Genomic DNA, 19,230 nt, shown 5'->3' on the forward strand with positions numbered 1-19,230 from the left:
TCATAGTTGTTCCTCTGGGCCGCGCGGCGCCGGATTACGGGTGATAAACATCGCATCACCGTAGCTGAAAAAACGGTACCCATTATCGATGGCGGCCTGATAGGCGGCCATGGTCTCGGGGTAACCGGCAAATGCCGACACCAGCATCAACAGCGTGGATTCCGGCAAATGGAAGTTGGTGACCAGGCAATCGACCACATGGAACGGCCGGCCTGGGTAGATAAAGATATCGGTGTCGCCACTGAACGGCTTGAGCACGCCATCGCGCGCGGCACTCTCCAGGGAACGCACGCTGGTGGTGCCCACCGCGACCACCCGCCCGCCACGCGCCTTGCACGCGTTGACCGCGTCCACCACGGCCTGGCTGACTTCCAGCCATTCGCTGTGCATATGGTGATCTTCGATGTTCTCCACACGCACCGGCTGAAACGTCCCGGCCCCCACGTGCAGGGTCACATAGGCCGTCTCGACACCCTTGGCGGCAATCGCCTCAAGCAGCGGCTGGTCAAAATGCAGCCCAGCCGTCGGCGCGGCGACGGCGCCGAGGCGCTCGGAGTAAACCGTCTGATAGCGCTCGCGGTCCGAATCTTCGTCGGGGCGGTCTATATAAGGAGGCAACGGCATATGGCCGACACGCTCCAGCAGCGGCAACACTTCTTCGGCAAACTTGAGTTCGAACAGCGCGTCATGGCGCGCCACCATCTCGGCCTCGCCACCGCCATCAATCAGAATGCTCGACCCCGGTTTCGGCGACTTGCTGGAGCGCACATGGGCCAGCACACGATGGCTGTCCAGCACCCGTTCCACGAGGATTTCCAGCTTGCCGCCGGAAGCCTTCTGGCCAAACAGCCGCGCCGGAATCACCCGGGTATTGTTGAAGACCATCAAGTCGCCTGGGCGTAAATGCTCAAGCAAATCAGTAAATTGACGGTGTGCAAGGGCACCGTTGACCCCGTCCAGGGTCAACAGTCGGCTGGCGCGACGCTCGGCCAAAGGGTGGCGAGCGATCAGCGAATCCGGCAGTTCAAAAGTAAAGTCAGCAACGCGCATGATGGGGTTCGTCTAGCAGGGCCGGGAAGTCTAGCGGAAATAGTGAAAATAGACCATGAAACGTGATTGACCAACGGTAATCACGTCTCTATACTTCGCCGCCATTGAGCCCTGATGGCGGAATTGGTAGACGCGGCGGATTCAAAATCCGTTTTCGAAAGGAGTGGGAGTTCGAGTCTCCCTCGGGGCACCATCTTAAAAAAAGACCTTGAAATTCAAGGTCTTTTTTTTCGCCTGTAGAAAAGTGATCATCTCCCCCCGCACCAGACAGTAGAGGCCCCAGGACCATGGAATTGACACTCGAAGCCGTTGCTCTGTTCGCCCTCAAGCTGGTGCATGAGACGGAAGATGGCAGCCCGATCCTGCGCGACGATCTGGTGATGGACGGGTACGAGCGGGAGGTGTTTGGGCTGTTGGTGCGCAGTGGCGACCTGGCAACTATCCAACGCAAGTTGGATGAATGCATGAAGTTGGCCTTGGAGACGTTGGGGGGTGCCAACACGGTAATGGGCCGCGAGTTGCAAAAGCTGGCGGCCCAAGTCCGGCAAGCCTCGACGCTGGAGGAACTAAAGCCCCCACTCGCCGCACTTAAGGACTACCTCAAGGCCATCTTGTAACGCACCCTCCCTGCCCCACCACAAGGACCGCCCAATGATCGACTTCAACAACAAAGGCTTCTTCAAGCTCAAGCAAAACAATGAATACGCCGAACGCGTTGCATCCATGCTGCTCGATGACGAACACGTGGTCGATGCCTACAAAGCCATGCGCGACGGTGTGGTGTTTACCACCAAGCGCATCATCGCTGTGAACGTGCAAGGCATCACCGGCAGCAAGAAGGACTTCACTTCCCTGCCGTACAAAAACATTGTCGCGTACTCGGTGGAAACCTCCGGCACGTTCGACCTGGATTCGGAGTTGGAGATCTACTTCTCGTCATTGGGCAAAGTGAAGTTCGAGTTCACGGGCAAGACCTCGATGGTGGAAATCTCCAGGCTGATTTCCAAGCACCTGCTGGGTTGATCGGCCGGTAAAAGCAAGGTCTTTTTACCGCAAGCCGTGTGATTCAGCGGCTGTATACCATCAAATGTGGGAGCTGGCTTGCCGGCACCCTAGAACTACCCGCCTACACCAACTCTCTCACCCAGCGCTCAATTCCTTCCTCCGTCAACCATACCGGACACTTGCCCTTGACCGCCAACACCTCGTTCCGTTGCTTCATTGAGGACGGTAAACAGTGCGTGCATGAGGCGTTCTATTACATCAATCCTGATGGCACGCCTTGTTATCCGGATGCAGCACTGCAGAACCCGCCGGCCGCGCAATCACACAAATATCATCCCCCAACGGTCTGACACTCGTGAATTCAAGCCTCACAGCTTCACCCAGTTTGTCGATCGGCCACTCCAACGCAGGCTTGGCAGTTGAACCCAGGAACTTGGCAGCAATATGGAATATGTACTCATCCACCAGGTTCAAACGCGCGAACGCCGCCACCAGCCGCGAGCCGGCCTCGATCAGTACCTCGTTGGCTCCACGGTTTGCCAAGGTCTTGAGCAATGCTTCAAGCGGCACCTGCCCGTCGACCGCGTCAAACATCAGTAACTCCTGGCCCTCGCCCGGATCGGTCAGCGAGGTCGAAGTGGTCGCCACCAACGTCGGGCCGGCGGTGAAAAAGGCAGCGTTCGGGGGCACTCGTCTTTGGCTGTCAATCAGCACACGCAGGGGCGGTCGCTCCATGGCCAGGCAAGCCTGGGACTCCTCCAACTGCAACTCGGCCTTACGTATCGTCAACCGCGCCTGATCCCGCAGCACCGTGTCCGCACCGGTGATGACGGCACTCGACTGCGCCCGCAGGCGCTGGGTTTCTGCCCGCGCCAGCGGCCCGGTAATCCATTGGCTTTCACCGCTGTGCATGGCGGTTCGGCCATCCAGGCTGACACCCATTTTCACCCGCACCAGTGGCAGGCCAGTGACCATTCGTTTGATAAACCCTCGATTGAGCTGCCGTGCCTGTTGCTCCAGCAGGCCAAACGCGACACTGATACCCGCAGCACGCAGGCGCCTGACGCCCTGGCCGGCAACCTGCGGATTGGGATCGACCATGGCGATAACCACCTGTTTCACCCCGGCGCTGATCAGTGCATCGGCGCAAGGCGCAGTGGCGCCAAAATGACAACAGGGCTCCAGCGTCACATAAGCCGTTGCGCCGGCAGCGGCGGCGCCTGCCTGGCGCAGGGCGTGCACTTCAGCATGGGCGTGCCCTGCCCGGACATGCCAGCCCTCGCCGACAATGCGCCCGTAATTGACGATGACGCACCCGACGCGCGGGTTGGGGCTGGTGGAATACAGTCCCAACTGCGCCAGCTCGATTGCCCTTTGCATGCACTCAATCGGGTTCATAGGGTCATCACTCGCTGAGCGCTGCATCTTGACTGAGGGCTGTGCGGGTCAGTTTGACGCCAGTTCGAACGCACAGTGTGTAGTCGTCCAGAAGCAATACATGTTTTAACGCGTCAATAAGCCTGTCGTTCTGCTCACGATTCCTGGAGGAAATGCGCAAGTATCGATCGGCGTCATCCATGACTTTTCCGCTGCATTCCTTAATGAAGATGCTGAAGTCATCAACCAGCAACGCAGCCAGTTCCGGGGCCGACGGGTAGCCCGGTTGCAAGCGGCACAACACAAAGTTGCTGGCCGTAGCGAATACCTCAAAGGCCTCGATTTCACGTAGCTGCGCAACCAGATCATCCGTCTCGCTGCGCACCTGGGCGCAACTGGCCGCATATTCTTTACGGTATTGCGGAAGGTTGAGCATGAACTCCTCGGCAAATCCGTTGATGTTCCAGATCGGCAGTTCCTTACGCAAAGCGTCCAACCAGTCCTGGTCCGCACTGGCCGCGTACCCCAGCCTCAGGCCGCCAATACCGAAGGTTTTGCTCATGCTCCTTAGTACGATGATTCTTGGCAAAACCAAGAGGTCGTGGAGCAACGATTGATCCCGTGCATCGCCGGAAAAATCAAGAAATGACTCGTCCACTATCAGATAGGGCGCCTGATCCCGGGTACGCCTATAGAGTTCCAGGATCGTATCCTTGGGAATAAGCCCGCCCGTGGGATTGTTCGGCGTCACCAACACAATCGCACTCGGCTTTTGTTGCTCAATGACGCGCAGCGTGTGCTCGATATCCAGCGCAAACTGATTTTGCGCAGTCAATCTGATCGTCGTAACACGCTCCACGGGGAAGGCATTGGCAAATTCATTGAACGAAGGTTCGAACACCAGCAAATTGCCGCCAAAGAGCCTGGGCATCAGACGAATGATTTCCGAGACACCGTTGGCAATCACCAGGTTTTCGGTAGGCACCCCCAGGAAGTCCGACAATAGCGGCAGGCTCGCACCCGCCGAGGCAGGATAGTTGAGGGCGATGTCAGCGAAGCGGTCAACCATCAGCTTCTTCAGCCCCGCAGGCGGGAAGTGCAGGTTGTAGATGAGGGCGTGGTCGGTCACAGGGAAGCGCCAATACCCCCCATGCTGGCTGGAAAGCAACGCATGCTTATGCTCGGAAAACTGATAAGACGCGATACGCAGGTCATATAAGTTATCTATTTCAATCCAGGTGCCCGGATCGACTTCAATTGCCTTGAACCCCATACCTTGCGTACACGCAGTTTTGAAAGTCACTTCGTAATAGTCATTCAACCGGTTGTTCCTGACGTTCCGTTCAAGTTCTCCGATCAAATAATTTTTGCAGAATTGGGCTGACAAGTAATAGATATTGGCCGTTTTGAGTGGCCTATCGGCGGTCAGATGATCATCAGCTTTGCTGCTACCAAACTGTCGGATAAGTCCATGGGCATCCACCTCGGCAAAGGTGCCTTCCATCAGTGGGGTAAGTGGTGAGACAACTGCCAGGCATTCGCGACCGCTTTGTGCGTCCAAAGCCGTAATCACCGAGGCACGAAAGAAAATATCGCCCTCCAGCAACGTGACCCCCTCCTCGCCTTCCAGTTCATGGGAGGCCAGATACAACGAATACAAATTATTGGTAGTGGCCCACTCTGCGTTTTCGATAAATCGCACGGTCACCGGCAACTCCAGCGCCGCGACAAAGGCCCGTATCTTCAGCCCCTTGTAGCCGATCACCACTACAACCTCCTGGTAACCCGCCTCGACGAGAATATTCAGTGCATTAGCCAGGATACTAAGGCCATTGACCTCAGTCAGTGGCTTGGGAGTAGAGTCAGAGGCTCGTCCAAGACGAGACCCCATGCCTGCGGCAAGGACAATAGCTTTTTTCATCACAGTTCACCTGTTGCAGAGCAAAAGCGAAGTAGCGAAACCTGTTGATTACCTAAAGGCGCCCTGTAACGCTGGACTATCAACAGGGACGGCCTGGGTTCAGGCTCGGGTTTTTACCGCACACCGAAAGTCACTCAGGGTCACTTTCTCGGTATCCAGATCAACTTCATACCGATGGTCAAACCCCTTTGCTGCATGGCTACTCCATTCGTTACCGTACGCACGCTCCAGATAGCGCCTGGAGGCCAATGCGTCAGGAGCCGGTAAATCGAGATGCCCAAAACGCATAGCGCCTCGGGAATGCCAATCCTCCACTGTCAGATACTCGCGGGGCCAATTAGCCAATGCCAGCTGACTGGTATAGCGAAGATACCCGTCCTGTTCGGACAACGGAAAGATGTCCACAGAGGGATATAAGTAATCGCGATTGTTCTCTTCCGGCGTGGAAATGCCCGCTGTCGAGAACACCTTATAACCGCCCCATAGTTCCCAAGGCTGTTGACTGAGGCGATAACCCCGTTCGGCAAATTGCTGTTCCAAAGAAAAAAACTTTTCGATATCGGCCTCGAGAATATAGAGATCAGCATCGTCGTCCCAAGGAATCAAACCGGTATGACGTACGCCCCCCAGCAAAGTACCCGCCGCCAGGCAATACTCGAGCCCATTGGCGGTAAAAATGTCATTAATCACTTCAAGTCCATCGTAGAGCTGATCGACAAACACCTGGGGGGTCTTTCCAAGTTTTTCTTGACTCATATCCCTTTCCTTTTGGCAGACAACGCGCGAGTGAAGACCGTAGTGGCTTGCTCTGAAACTATCTCGAAGCCCAACTCATCCAGAAGTTTCGCAAGTTGATCCCGGCCATAGACTCTCGCCCCACAATTAACCAGCATATCCAACGACATCAATGCGCCTACTTTCGTATCGGTATCGAACTCATTGATTACCAGCACACCGTTGTGTACCAGGCCATGACAGATATTCGCCAGAATCTGCTTCGCCTCGGTTTCGTCAAAGCCCATCAACAGTCGCGAAATAACAATACAATCGGCCTCTATCGGCAACTTCCCGAGCACGACGTCATGGGGTAGAAAGTTCACATCAAACTGTTTATAAGCACTCAGGTTCCCCCTGGCTATGTCCAGGGTTCTCGCAAAATCCACCAGCGTGTACTTAAGATCAGTCGCCGTTCCCAACACCTGTTCAATCAACAATCCCGGTCCGCTCCCCACATCCACGATATGCCGAGGGGCATGGGCTAGCAGCACTTGGGCCAAACGCACATTCATCTCGCCGACGCCCTGTTGCATGGCCACCGCAAAATTGCTCTGCCGGTCATAGGCAAACGACGTGGCCTGCCCCGGACGGAAGAAGTCCTCCGCCACCGACCAGTTCGACCAATGGTTGGCGTCCAGCAATAGCAAGTTGGCGATCGACCCCGCGGTATCCCGGCGCAACGTGGCCCGAAGATCCTGCGCAACGCTGTAGTGCATGCCTTGTTTGTTCAGGATGTTGAGTTGCACAAGGGTTTCCAGGAGGATCGTTGTAGACACACGATGCAATTCAAGCCGGGCAACGAGTTCATCAATCGTCAGGTCTTCCTGGCAAAGCTCTTCAAAAAGGCCTGCCTGTACCGCGAACATGACAGCACGAGCCGCCCTGAAGTTGAACACCAACTGGTGAAGTTCTTGTGGTTTCATAGTCGATCCAGCCCATAAGGATTACATGCCGTAGCTGATCGCCGCACCAACCCCCAACAGGGCAGCACGAACAACCGAAAGTTGGCGCGCGTACAACTCCAGCATTTGCACGCAGGCGCTGATACGCCGCCCCAGACCAGGATGAAGACTGCTGCTCATATCCGCCCCAAAGTTATGCACTTCACGAATAATCAGGTGATCCGGCATGTAGCAGATTTTTGTATTTTTATAAGTAGTGGCACGTAGATCCAGGACGGGGTAACTCCCCCCCATGCCGCTGGAAATTGAAACAATCAATGCCGGTTTGTGCGCCAGCACCGGGTACTCGCTGGAAACAAAAAACTCCTTGAGTACCGGCGGAGCCATGCCTGAGTGCTCCGGCGCGATAACAATGAAGGCCTCGGCCCTGCTTGCAAGTTCATCACTCTCAGGGCCGATGGGTTGTGTTGCCAAATTCAGGACTGTCGGTGTAAATACTGAATAGTCACGTAAATAATCTTCCAGGATTCTACTAACCCTCGAACTTTGCGAATCCATTCTTGGGCTACCAGCGATAATCAGCACTTCCATAGTCGCACCCGTCGGTAAATATCAAATAGTTTCCATCGGCCGGTGCTGCGTTTTCGGCATGGGCAGGGAGCGCCGGGCGCCTCTAGCCACCCAGACAGCCAGCACGCCTCCCAGCAGATTCAACGCCAACAACATCAGCAGGGCCAGATTGAAATCGTTAAACAGATAACCCACCCAATAACAGCCGGTGTGAAGCAACAGGACATACACCGCATCAATCGCCATGGCGGTCCTGGCTCTTTCAATCGCTGGCAACCCATGAACGGCCAGGTACAGCATGCCTCTGCCGAATACCGTGATCGGGATGATCATCAAGTACGTCACTACAAAGGGCAGTGCATCTTCATATCCACCCAACATGAAACGCGCCACCGGCAGGGCAAATACAATGAACGGCAATGCCACGACGGTTTGCCACACCAGGACCAGTCCATAGCCGGACTTGAAAATCATCCCTACCTGGCCCTGCTGCTGTTGAACGAATGCCTTGCTCAGCAGCACCGTGGTGACCGCTGACAGACCCCACACGGGAATCATGATCAAGGGTTGCAGTTTTGAAATAACCCCCATGGTTGCAACTTCCGCGTCTCCCAGTTTAGAGATCAGATAAGTGGCCACGATTCCAGAAATGGGCCAGAAGGTTGCGGTGGAACTGGTCACCCAGGCCAATCGGGAAATGTTCGCGGCGGCCTTGATTATCTTGCCCACCCCCAGATTGCGGGGACCGGTGGCACGGGTTTTCCTGACGCCAAAGTAAATGCATACAAGTGCCCCGAAGGCCTGTGCCAGCCAGGCGGCATACACCGAACCGACCAGGCCAAATCCGTCGAAACCACCCACGCCAAACATCAGCAGTGGATCGAGCACAATGTTCATCAGGCAAACCACCGCAACCACGATGGCCTGGGTTTTGAACAATGACAGACCACGCAGGTATGCCGTGGAAATGGCAAACGTGAGGGTAATGATGAAGCCGTACAGCCAAGTCTTTAAATAGCCTTCGCTTTGCTCATAAATGGATTGCGCTGCCCCCATCGCTCCAAGCACTGCCTCAAGGTTCAGGCCCGCGCCCAATAGCACGACCCCATAGACCACGGCACCCATCAGCAGGCCAGGCAGCAACACATCGATAACGGTATTGCCCTCGGCCCTTTCCTGCCCTTTGGACACATGGACACTGATCGCCAGGGCAATGCCCATGGCAATCGTGTTCATCAACCACATGAAAGGGCTGGCCAGGCTTGCTGCCGTCAGAGACTCATGACCAAGGTGAGCGATGAACACCATGTCGATGGCATTCGCGATCATCAGGGCGCTGAACGACAACATGGTGTGCATGGCCTGGCTGTTGATATCTTTGCTCAACCGCCACAAGTCCTGGGCTCCGAACGCGCGCAGTCTCACTCGGCAACCACTCGAAAACCCACGGCATACAACGAGGCATAGGGGGTAATGCTCAGCCCGTGCCGCCGGGAAACCCGGCATAGATCGGCAAAACGGCCAAAACAACCGCCCCGGGTGATTCGATAGGTCGGCCGGCTCTCGGAAATCAAGTCGTCCATGACAAAAGGACCATTGGGATACGCGTCGTAATCATTCGATGTGTATTCCTCGACGTTCCCGCCCATGTCCATTAGGCCGAACGGCGATGCGCCCTGAGGGAAAACACCGACCGGCGTCGTGGATAACAGACCAAGCTCGGCGGTATTGGCGTTTTCGGTCCTGGCCTCGTTGCCCCATGGGTACTCAAACTCGCCGGCACCGGCGGCGTATTCCCATTGCGCCTCGTCAGGCAAGCGCACGGTCCTGCCGGTCCTGGCCGAAAGCCAGGCGCAGAACGCATCCGCCGCGCCCGCACTCACCGAGTACACCGGATGGTTGGCGTAGTGCAGAGGAAACGCCCGCAAAGGCCAGGAGGTCGGCACCTCAGCGTTGGGGCAATCCCGTAAAAACGCCAGGTACTCCAGGTTGGTCACCGGATACTTCGAAATATTGAAGCCCGCCAGGGACACCGTATGCCGAGGTACTTCCTTGAGAATCCAGTCGCGAATAACCCCCACATCGGCATATTCACGCACGACTGCATCGATTTTCGACTCATCGATACCAATATGTGCCTCGCCCGCAGGAATCGACACCAGATTATTCAGCGCGCCCGCGATGATCCGGGGATCGCCCTTGATCGCCAACTCCGTGCCCAATTGCAAACGCCGGGACAAGTCGGTCGACTCCTCGAAACTGCGCAGTAATGCAGCGGCTTCTGGCGTTTCCCGGAAACGGTTCATCCGCTCCAACGTTTCAAGCAACCCGGTTTGAGGTTGATAGACTGCAGGTTGTTCACAGGGATCGAGCGGTGATGTGACCGTACATTTCTCTGCCACAACTACTTTTTCTCGTGCATTCATTGTTATAAGTCCACGCTGAAAATTAAAGGTCAGCCAAGCTCGACGGCGTAAATACGCCCGTCATAGGACGACGCCAGGAAACGCTGTTTTTCGTCGTCCCAGGTGAGGGAGGAAATACCTGCCGCACTGACTTTTCGCACATTGCCCAACCACTCCCGGGCCGTGCAGTCGTAAATATCGACGGTGCCTCCATAACTGCCAGTGGCGATAAAGTTGCCGTCGTCGTTCGACGCGATGCACTTGATGGAGTGAGTGTGACGACTGGGAATCGCCGCCCTCGGCTCACCCCATAACTTCAGGGTCAGATCCCGGGACACCGTGGCAACACCGCTTGCATAGGAACAGAGGTCATTCAATATGCCCTCATGGGCATGCGTGATCTTGTTGACCACTTCATAGGAGCGGGTATCGGTTACGCCGATTTCACCATCGGCGCACCCGGTATAAAGGCAGTTGCCATGCAACGAAATGCCCTTGATCGCGTTTTCATGAATCTTGTGGCAGGACACAAACTCCAAGTGCCGATCGTTAACCTTGAAGATGATGATATCGCCGGAATAACTCCCCACCGCCAGGCGCTGCTCGCCATCCAACTTAAAGTTCACCCCGCAGTTGAGAGGGGCGTGATGGGCATAAGCCACACGGTTTTTCAGGACATCAAACACTTGTCCGGTCTGTCCGCCACATACCAGGACCGGTCCGGTCTTCACCACAAAATTGCACAGCGATTGTGGCCCGCCCATATCTTTGCCATCGGCCTTCAATAGACCCGCATCGCCAATACTGTAGATAACGCCTTCTGCCGCATACACCGAGTTCAAGCTGGCCGAAGGGACAAAGCCCTCAAGGTCCCAATGGTTGCGGGCGATATCCCAAATGGCGAACGTAGAACCAAACGTCGCGAAATAGATTTTGTCGCGTCTTTGAAACTCCGCCGAGCGCGCCCAGATCTCCTTCGGATACTCAGAACGTTTCCACTCCACCAGAGTCTGCCCCTCGATCGACCACAGCACCGCGATCCCGTCATACCCCAGGCTCAGCAGACTATTGTCGAACTTTGACTTCACCAGCTTCTTGACGCTGGAGCGGTGCCCCTTATAGGTATTTACAACCGTATTGCCATTGATGACCTGAAGTTCACCGTCATTATTGCCAACGATAAAGACCCCCGCCGAGAGCGTCACCAAGGCGTCCATATCGTGGCCTTCCGTCTCCTTGATCGCCAGGCACTCCCCGGTGGCCGCGTCCCAGGCACGAATGGTCCCATCGGTGCCGCAGGACAAAAGTTGCAGGCTGTCGGCTGTCCAATCGAAGCTCTCTACCAGGCCACTATGCCCTTGCATCTTGCAGATGAAACTTCCATCTTTGTGATGCACCGACAAACTACTGTCGTAAGAGCAACTGGCGATTTTCTCACCATCGGGAGAAAACTTGGCCTGCATGACGTCATCACTGTGGCTGGTCATGACACATTGCAATTTAAACTCAGGCACGCTCCAAAGCCGGGTCGAACCATCACTGCTCGCCGTCACCAACAGGCTGCCGTCAGGGGAAAAATCACAGTAGTTGGCCAAATGGTCATGCCAGCCGCGTTGCAGGGGTTGGCGTGTTTGTGCATTCCACAAAATTATCTGGTTATCGTAGCCTGCCGTTGCAATGTACTGTTGCTCAAACAGTGAGAGACCGCTGATAGGTGCCTGATGCTGAATCATTGAGTACCCCCTGCCTGGGCAGTGAACTGGTGATTGGTTACTTCTATTTTTGCTTTTATATAGCCTTCGTTATGCTTGCCAATATGCATGGCAGTGGACTTGACCTCGATAATTTCGATACCCAGGTTTCTTAGCTGCAACTCTTTTTCCGGGTTATTCGTAAGCAAGATTATTTTCGGGCAACCCAATGCTTGCAGCATCTGTGCAGCATCAAAGTAATCGCGCAAGTCATCGGCAAATCCGAGCATATTGTTGGCTTCATATGTATCCACACCTGAATGCTGCTGCAGTGCATAGGCCTCCAGCTTCTTATACAAACCGATGCCCCGGCCCTCCTGGCGCAGGTAAATCAAATACCCACCTACTTCGTTAATCAGGCGTAGTGACTCTGAAAGTTGGTCGCCACAATCACACTTCATGGAGTGAAAAATATCACCGGTCAAACACTCGGAATGCAACCTGACCAACGGCAACTTCTGACCGTCGGCCATGAACCCGCCCAGGCGAATAGCAATATGCTCAACAGGATCTTTCAAGTCATCGAATGAAATGAAAGTGGCAACCACTTCGCTGTCCAACATGAGTGGTATATCGACTTCCTTAATAATCGTAGCCATTTTATTGTTTCCCTGGACGACAGTTATTCGGCAAGGCAGTTCGCCCTGCAGCTTTTTATAGGAAGAGTACATTTACGAAGACAAACCAATCCGGGCACACCACTTCGAACGACTTGAAGTTTCGTACTCTGGTTAGCGATGCCGACAGATTGCTCTGGCCGCCACCCTGCGGATCGTTAGCTACTGCAACGTAGCGCCACAACAACTTCTGGATACGCCAAACAGCGCACGTTGAGTCACCGCACCCAGATCTATTTCCAGGGCAATGGCCTTTTCCTGGCCAATGACACGTACCGGCCCAAGCCGGGTGATCACCAGGCCAGCCCTGATCAACATTCGCTCTACCGCTACCGTTGTAACCGTCACATAACCCTGGATATGTTGCTCGACACCATAGGCAACGATGGCCTTTACGGCCTCCAGGGTAAAGTCGGAAAACCCCTTGTTACCGGGATATCGAGGGGTTACGGCAAATCGACTGAGTTCCCATACCTGGGAAGAAACAGGCGCTGGTCGCCCTTCAAGCAATTCGGAGAAAGTATCCCTGAGCATGTAGGGGCCTGTAGTAGGTAATAAACGCCAGCACCCTTTGATCTCACTGTCTCCGCCATCCTTGATCAGCATGTAGAGAGGCTCCAGTGCGTCATAACCATCAATTTCCATATCGGCAATGATTGCAACATCCCAGCCCTTACGCTTTTTAAAAACATCTGCGCGCAGCCTATGCATGGCGCACAGTTGTTCACTATCTATTTCATCCCGCCGACCGATTGTGAAATGCACTGGATTCCCTTCCCTACGAACACTTAAACCTCAATCTATCCGCCTTAACAGAATGGTCATACTAGTAGGGTAACCAGTTGCATTGATTTTGGATCCAATGCATGATGGCCGGTTGCCCCTCCTTCAAAAAACCACAGATAACCCGCTGACCGTGAAGCCAGAGCGGGTGCCTGGATATAGAAAGGAGATTGTGGCAGCGCTAGAGGCTGATCAGCCCGAGCGAAACAGCTTTCACTGCGGCAGCCCGACGGGACGCAACGCCAAACTTGGTGTTGATGCTCGCAAAGTGATAATTGATATTGGCTTCCGAACAGCCACAGATCCTGGAAATATCCCAGGAGCTTTTCCCGACAGCGCACCACTTGAGAATCTCTTTCTCACGAGTCGTCAGGGAAATCACCCTTGCTCCAGTCAACTTGCCCGCACCGTCCAAAGCGCTTTGCAGAATGACATCTTTGAGAATGGATAATTTTGGAATCATGGCATTGATATGACGTGTCGTTCCAGCAATGTCTTGAGCGTCTACCGCCAGACTGAAAGTACCGAACTGTCCCTGAGGTCCATGCAGGGGAAAAGTGATCCCCCTGGAAAGTCCATAAGCGTTGGCCTCTTCGCGAAACTCTCGTTGGCGGGGCGTGCAATACAATGACTCATCCCAGACAACGGGCCTGACATTTTTAAACGAATAAACAACCACAGGATCAATAGTTGCATAACGCAATTGGTCATAACGACTTCGCCAGGCCATCGGATAGTTACTGACAATCATCGCAGCACTCAAATCGGCATCATACTTGGGAAGTAACCCGATCAGGACTTTGGTAAACCCATACTTGTCGTTGATTTTTTCGATAGCTGAAAACCACTGATCCTGGGTTTCCAACTCATTCAACCGCACAAGTTCATCAATAAAATCCATTTAATAATCACCTTAGGTATTGTAGTAATCACCCGACCAGTCACTGGTGGATTCCTAATAATGACGGCTATAAATACGACTTTGAATTATGGCCAACTGCACTGATGAAACAGCACTGCTTCGTGCACTGAAGGATGAAGGCCAGTACCTTGTGGTACCTGTATTTCTACGAAGCACTGCGCATCCATGCACTCTCATAGCTCCTGATGTAACCTGATCATTGCGAACCGACGCTGAGCAAGCTAGCTGAGGTATACGACCTTCGCAAGCACACAGGTCGTCAGCGGTCATCGCTGGACTTTTCAGCGTTTCCTGAGGAATCAACGATGAATATGAACCAAGTGACCTTGCCCGTGACGGATATGCCGGCCGCCGTCGCGTTCTATTTAACGCTGGGTTTCACCCAGATAGTCTCCACCGATCACTACTGTCGATTTTCGTGCCCCGGCAATGGAGCGACATTTTCCTTATCCCTGGTTGAAACCGCAGGGGGTAACAACGCGGTAATCTACTTCGAGCATGAACCGCTGGATCGCTGGGTGAGTGACCTGATCAGTAAGGGGATAACCTTCGATCAACTACCCACCGATATGCCCTACCTGTGGCGCGAAGCAATCCTTCATGACCCGTCAGGCAACTGCATCAAACTCTATTGGGCAGGTGAAAACCGCTTGAACCCGCCCTGGAAGGTCAACCGCTAAAAAGACCTGGGCACTGCCCCAGTGCAGCTGTGTGTCCCACTATCGGCCCAACCAATCCATCCCCCCAATCTATCGATTTGAGCTCTCCCCCACCCTCCCCGACTATTGGCGCCACTTCCTACAACAAAAACCAGGAACCCGCCATGACCGCCCGATTCCATAACCCGGTAGACACCCGCTTCGGCTGGGGCTGCCTGCAAGACCTGGCCAGTATCACCGCCCAGCAGACTGTCGCCCTTGTCACCTTCCCGGAGGCCCGTGGGCTGGGGTTGGTGGAGCGGATCCAGGCATTGCTGGGCGAGCGTCTGGTGTATGTCGTCGAGGATGTGCAGCCCAATCCCGATGTCGCGCAGTTGCGTGAAACCTACGAGCGCTTCTGGCTGCAAGCCGGGGATTGCGATGTGGTGCTGGCCGTCGGTGGCGGCAGTGCGATTGATACGGCCAAAGCGCTGATTGTCGGCACCGAGTCCGGGCAGTTCGATGAGTTGCTGGCATTGCTGGCGACCGGCCAGCCGTTTGTGCCGGCACACTGCAAGACCCTGATCGCAGCGCCGACCACCGCGGGCACCGGCAGTGAGGTGACGCCCTGGGCGACAATCTGGGATTCGGCCAGCCACAAGAAATATTCCCTGCACCTGGATTGCACCTGGCCGAAGGTGGCGATTGTCGACCCACAGCTAATGCTGACCGTACCGGCCGGGGTCACGGTATCGACGGGGCTGGACGCCTTGTCCCACGCCCTGGAGGCGATCTGGAACATCAACGCCAATCCGATTTCTGACACCTTCGCGGTATCGGCCATCGAAGACATCCTGGAGTGCCTGCCGCAACTGCGGCGTGACCTCAGCAATCAGGAATTACGCTCACGCATGGCCCTGGCCGCGCTCAAGGCCGGCCTGGCGTTTTCCAACACCAAGACTGCGCTGGCCCACTCCATTTCCTACGAGATGACCCTGCACCACGGCCTGCCCCATGGCATCGCCTGCTCCTTCACCCTGCCGCTGGTCCTGGGTTTGGCGTGGGGGCATGACGCGTCCCGGGATCGCACCCTGCAACGGGTGTTCGGCGATGACCTGGATAAAGCCCAGACCCGGTTGCGCAACTTCCTGCACAGCCTGGAGGTAAAAACCGAGTTTGCCGACTACGGCGTCACGCCCACCGAGGCCGCCGCGATGATCCGCTTCGCCCTGCAAGGCGCGCGCGGCAAGAACTTTATCGGTACCCAAGCCGCCTAGGCGGCAACGCAATTCAGTCTTTCCTCTTGCACCTGTAAAGGGTGCCTCCCCGTCGCTGCGGCCTCGGGGGCGAATAACAATAAGGAAAACATCATGAATCGTGCACACACCCTGCCTGTCCCTGCCGTTCGCTCGGCGTCGTTCCGTGTTGCCCAGTGGCGCATGCTGCTGGCGGCGATGTTTTGTTACCTGTTTTTCTACACCGGGCGCCAGACGTTTGGTTTCGCCATCCCTGGGATACAAGCCGAGTTCGGCCTGACCAAGGAAGTGCTGGGCTGGATCTCGGCCGCCATGCTCTGGTCCTATGCCATCGGCCAGGCGATCAACGGCAACCTGGCCGACAAGTTCGGTGGCCGGCGCATCATGACCCTGGGCGCCGTGCTGTCATGTGGCGCGAACTGGGTCACCAGTTTTGCCAGTGGTTTTGCCGGGTTGATTTTGCCGTGGGGCATCAACGGTTACTTCCAGGCCCTGGGCTGGGCGCCGGGCAGCCGCCTGATCTCCAACTGGTGGAGTGCCAGCGAGCGCGGCCGGGTCTATGGCTTCTATGTATTCGCCGCGGGCTGTGCGTCGGTGCTGTCCTATGTGACCTCCATCGTGGTGCTGGAGGTGCTGCAACTGGAATGGCGCTGGATCTTCCGCCTGCCGGTCCTGCTGATGTTGGCCGGCGGCATCCTGTTTTACCTGGTGGCCCGCGAACGCCCGCAGGACCTGGGCTTCGAACCCCTGGCCGATACCGGTGTGGCCAACGCCGCGGACAAGGGCCATGAAGTGGCCCACGGCGCAGAAGAAACCTCGGCCCAGCGCTATAAAGCCGTGCTGAAAAACGCACGCCTGATCATTGCCGCCGTGTCCCTGGGTTTCCAGAACGCTGCGCGCTACGGCCTGATCGTGTGGGTGCCGGTGCACTTCCTCGGCGCCAACTGGAAAAGCGGCGACAGCATGGTCGATCCGAAGTGGATCACCGTCGCCCTGCCGGTGGGCATGGCCGTCGGCGCCCTGAGCAATGGCTGGGTGTCGGACAAGCTGTTCGGCTCCAAACGCTACCTGGCGATCATGCTCTATATGTTCCTCGGCGCCGCCACCAGCCTGTGGATGTGGAGCCTGCCGCCCCATAGCGCGATCGGCCTGGTGGCGCTGTTTCTCTGCGGGTTCTTTGTCTACGGCCCGGCGTCCAGCTTCTGGGCGCTGTGCCCGGACCTGGTGGGCGCCAAGCGCGCAGGCACGGCCACGGGTGTGATGAACTTCTCGTCTTATCTGTTTGCTGGCCTGGCGGAACCCCTGATCGGCAGTATGCTCGACAGTACCGGCAATACGTCGCTGATCTTCATCGTCGTCACCTCGGCCTGCCTGTGCAGCGCGGTGGTGGCCCTGTTTATCCGCCGTTGATGCCCCTGGAACAGGATGCGTTATGTACCAGTACCACAAGTGGCTACGTTCCTTTCATGCGGTGGCGAAGACCGGCAGTTTCACCCTCGCCGCCGAGTATCTGAGCGTCGGCCAGCCAACGATCAGCGAACAGGTGAATGCCCTGGAAAAGCAGTTCTCGGTGGAGTTGTTCCACCGCCGTGGGCGCTTTATCGAGATGAGTTCGGCCGGCCATGCGCTCTACGGGATCACCCAGGGCCTGTTCGGCCAGGAGGATGAAGCCATGCAATTGCTGCACAGCTTCAAGCAACGCAAGACCGGGATGTTGCGCCTGGGCGCGGTCTCGCCGCCGATCGCCATGAACCTGACGTACGAGTTGATGCAGCGCCATCCGGATATCGAGCTGGAAACCTCGTTTTCCCCAGAGAAGGAGACCCTCGACCGCCTGTTCAATTTTGATATCGACGTGGCAATCCTGGCCCTCTCGGAGTTTGACCAACGCTTCGATACGCAGTTGTACCGGCGCTACCCGATCATCGCCGTGGTGCGCGACGACCATCCCTGGGCAGCGCAGAAAGAGGTGCACGTCGCGCAAATCAGCCAGGAGCGCTGGGTCATGCGTGAACGCAGCTCGCGTACCCGGCAACTGGTGGAAGAAAGCTGCAAGCGCCTGGGGGTGGACCTCAACTGCGTGATGCAGCTCAACAGCCGCGAGGCGATCGTGCACGCCATCGCCAAGGGCATCGGCATTGGCTTTGTGTCGGCGGTGGAATATGCCCAAACACCGGGCACCACACCGATCACCTTTGTCGACCACCCGTTTTCCATCGACTACCACCTGTGTTGCCTGGGCATCCGGCGCAACCGCCCGATGATCGCCGAACTGTTCGAGGCCAGCCCCATACCGGCTACCTGATTGGCTTCACCCTTTTTGCACTCAACCGGCTTACCTCATTTATCGAGGGACGGCCTGCTCATACCCGAAAATGGAGATCCACCATGAACTACCAACCACCTTCCACGCTGCAAGCCGTGGTCCTGGACTGGGCCGGCACCGTTGTCGACTTCGGCTCGTTTGCGCCCACGCAGATTTTCGTCGAGGCCTTTGCCGAGTTCGGCGTCGCCGTATCCCTGGAGGAAGCGCGCGGGCCGATGGGCATGGGCAAGTGGGATCACATCCGCACCCTGTGCAATCAGCCGCAGATTGCCGAGCGCTATCGTGCGGTGTTCAACCGCCAGCCGACCGACGACGACGTCACCGCCCTGTATGAGCGCTTCATGCCGCTGCAGATCGAGAAGATCGCCCTGCACTCGGCGGTGATTCCCGGCGCGCTGGAGGCGATTGAAACCCTGCGAGGCAAGGGCTTGAAGATTGGCTCGTGCTCCGGTTACCCGGCGGTGGTGATGGCCAAGGTGGTCGAGCTGGCGCGGCAAAATGGCTACGTGGCCGACCATGTCGTGGCCACTGACGAAGTGCCCAATGGCCGCCCGCATCCGGCCCAGGCCCTGGCCAACGTGATTGCCCTGGGCATCAGCGATGTGGCGGCGTGCGTCAAGGTCGATGACACCTGGCCGGGGATCCTGGAAGGGCGCAGTGCCGGCATGTGGACGGTGGCGCTGACCTGCTCCGGTAACGCCCTGGGCCTGAACTACGCGCAATACCAGGCGCTGCCAGCCGCCGAGCTGGCGCAGGAGCGCGAGCGTATTAGCCAGATGTTTGAAGGGTCGCGGCCGCATTACCTGATCGATACCATCGTCGACCTGCCGGCGGTGATCGACGACATCAATGCGCGGCTGGCGCGCGGGGAAACCCCACAAGGCAGTTGAAATCGACACCTGACCTGTAGGAGCCGGCTTGCTGGCTCCT

19 protein-coding genes and 1 tRNA gene are annotated in these 19,230 nt (G+C 56.3%); 8 read left to right on the forward strand and 12 right to left on the reverse strand.

The window, feature by feature from the left end:
• Window positions 1-1,050 carry a tRNA preQ1(34) S-adenosylmethionine ribosyltransferase-isomerase QueA gene (gene queA, locus HBO12_RS19545; protein WP_170042975.1) on the reverse strand — a complete coding sequence of 350 codons (1,050 nt, stop codon included), beginning with the start codon at window positions 1,048-1,050 and terminating at the stop codon, window positions 1-3.
• A 108-nt stretch (window positions 1,051-1,158) separates the two neighbouring features.
• Here queA and HBO12_RS19550 point away from each other — a divergent pair.
• From HBO12_RS19550 to HBO12_RS19560, 3 genes are all read left to right on the forward strand, one after another.
• Window positions 1,159-1,243, forward strand: a tRNA-Leu gene (locus HBO12_RS19550).
• A 94-nt stretch (window positions 1,244-1,337) separates the two neighbouring features.
• On the forward strand, window positions 1,338-1,667 hold the full coding sequence (locus HBO12_RS19555) for a hypothetical protein (protein ID WP_169956296.1): 330 nt from the start codon (window positions 1,338-1,340) through the stop codon (window positions 1,665-1,667).
• 34 nt (window positions 1,668-1,701) lie between these two features.
• A complete protein-coding gene (locus HBO12_RS19560) occupies window positions 1,702-2,073 on the forward strand; it encodes a PH domain-containing protein (protein ID WP_169956294.1) in 372 nt (123 codons plus the stop codon).
• A 240-nt stretch (window positions 2,074-2,313) separates the two neighbouring features.
• Here HBO12_RS19560 and ribD read toward each other — a convergent pair whose 3' ends face one another.
• From ribD to HBO12_RS19615, 11 genes are all read right to left on the reverse strand, one after another.
• Entirely contained in the window at window positions 2,314-3,480 is a 1,167-nt protein-coding gene (gene ribD, locus HBO12_RS19565) for a bifunctional diaminohydroxyphosphoribosylaminopyrimidine deaminase/5-amino-6-(5-phosphoribosylamino)uracil reductase RibD (protein WP_463671618.1), read from the reverse strand.
• Window positions 3,461-5,353 (reverse strand): aminotransferase class I/II-fold pyridoxal phosphate-dependent enzyme, encoded by a 1,893-nt coding sequence (locus HBO12_RS19570; RefSeq protein ID WP_170042976.1) that lies wholly within the window; start codon window positions 5,351-5,353, stop codon window positions 3,461-3,463. The genes ribD and HBO12_RS19570 overlap by 20 nt, the downstream gene beginning before the upstream one ends.
• A gap of 99 nt (window positions 5,354-5,452) precedes the next feature.
• Window positions 5,453-6,109 (reverse strand): LicD family protein, encoded by a 657-nt coding sequence (locus HBO12_RS19575; RefSeq protein ID WP_170042977.1) that lies wholly within the window; start codon window positions 6,107-6,109, stop codon window positions 5,453-5,455.
• Window positions 6,106-7,053, reverse strand: coding sequence for a methyltransferase (locus HBO12_RS19580; RefSeq protein WP_170042978.1), 948 nt, complete (start codon window positions 7,051-7,053; stop codon window positions 6,106-6,108). Before HBO12_RS19580 ends, HBO12_RS19575 begins: the two co-directional genes overlap by 4 nt.
• A 21-nt stretch (window positions 7,054-7,074) precedes the next feature.
• On the reverse strand, window positions 7,075-7,623 hold the full coding sequence (locus tag HBO12_RS19585) for an NAD(P)H-dependent oxidoreductase (protein ID WP_169956284.1): 549 nt from the start codon (window positions 7,621-7,623) through the stop codon (window positions 7,075-7,077).
• A gap of 21 nt (window positions 7,624-7,644) precedes the next feature.
• Window positions 7,645-8,988, reverse strand: coding sequence for an MATE family efflux transporter (locus HBO12_RS19590; protein ID WP_169956282.1), 1,344 nt, complete (start codon window positions 8,986-8,988; stop codon window positions 7,645-7,647).
• Window positions 8,989-9,023: 35 nt separating this feature from the next.
• A complete protein-coding gene (locus tag HBO12_RS19595) occupies window positions 9,024-10,028 on the reverse strand; it encodes a formylglycine-generating enzyme family protein (RefSeq protein WP_170042979.1) in 1,005 nt (334 codons plus the stop codon).
• A gap of 29 nt (window positions 10,029-10,057) precedes the next feature.
• Window positions 10,058-11,740: a WD40 repeat domain-containing protein gene (locus HBO12_RS19600; RefSeq protein ID WP_170042980.1), complete on the reverse strand. Its 1,683-nt coding sequence runs from the start codon at window positions 11,738-11,740 to the stop codon at window positions 10,058-10,060.
• On the reverse strand, window positions 11,737-12,357 hold the full coding sequence (ribA, locus tag HBO12_RS19605; RefSeq protein ID WP_169956276.1) for a GTP cyclohydrolase II RibA: 621 nt from the start codon (window positions 12,355-12,357) through the stop codon (window positions 11,737-11,739). Before ribA ends, HBO12_RS19600 begins: the two co-directional genes overlap by 4 nt.
• A gap of 180 nt (window positions 12,358-12,537) precedes the next feature.
• Window positions 12,538-13,140, reverse strand: a complete 603-nt coding sequence (locus HBO12_RS19610; protein ID WP_169956275.1) for an acyl-homoserine-lactone synthase — start codon at window positions 13,138-13,140, stop codon at window positions 12,538-12,540.
• A gap of 199 nt (window positions 13,141-13,339) precedes the next feature.
• A complete protein-coding gene (locus tag HBO12_RS19615; protein WP_169956273.1) occupies window positions 13,340-14,059 on the reverse strand; it encodes a helix-turn-helix transcriptional regulator in 720 nt (239 codons plus the stop codon).
• Between the two features lie 326 nt (window positions 14,060-14,385).
• On the opposite strand from HBO12_RS19615, the gene HBO12_RS19620 reads away from it, so the two are divergent.
• The 5 genes from HBO12_RS19620 to phnX all read left to right on the forward strand — a co-directional run bounded on the left by HBO12_RS19620 (window position 14,386) and on the right by phnX (window position 19,190).
• Window positions 14,386-14,760, forward strand: a complete 375-nt coding sequence (locus tag HBO12_RS19620; protein WP_169956271.1) for a VOC family protein — start codon at window positions 14,386-14,388, stop codon at window positions 14,758-14,760.
• Window positions 14,761-14,903: 143 nt separating this feature from the next.
• Window positions 14,904-15,995, forward strand: coding sequence for an iron-containing alcohol dehydrogenase PsrA (gene psrA, locus HBO12_RS19625; RefSeq protein ID WP_169956269.1), 1,092 nt, complete (start codon window positions 14,904-14,906; stop codon window positions 15,993-15,995).
• 93 nt (window positions 15,996-16,088) lie between these two features.
• Window positions 16,089-17,384: an MFS transporter gene (locus HBO12_RS19630; protein WP_169956267.1), complete on the forward strand. Its 1,296-nt coding sequence runs from the start codon at window positions 16,089-16,091 to the stop codon at window positions 17,382-17,384.
• Window positions 17,385-17,406: 22 nt separating this feature from the next.
• Window positions 17,407-18,279 carry a LysR substrate-binding domain-containing protein gene (locus HBO12_RS19635; RefSeq protein ID WP_170042981.1) on the forward strand — a complete coding sequence of 291 codons (873 nt, stop codon included), beginning with the start codon at window positions 17,407-17,409 and terminating at the stop codon, window positions 18,277-18,279.
• An 83-nt stretch (window positions 18,280-18,362) separates the two neighbouring features.
• Window positions 18,363-19,190, forward strand: coding sequence for a phosphonoacetaldehyde hydrolase (gene phnX / locus HBO12_RS19640; protein WP_170042982.1), 828 nt, complete (start codon window positions 18,363-18,365; stop codon window positions 19,188-19,190).
• Window positions 19,191-19,230 lie beyond the last annotated feature (40 nt).

The organism is Pseudomonas sp. WS 5059 (assembly GCF_012985525.1).
GTDB lineage: Bacteria > Pseudomonadota > Gammaproteobacteria > Pseudomonadales > Pseudomonadaceae > Aquipseudomonas.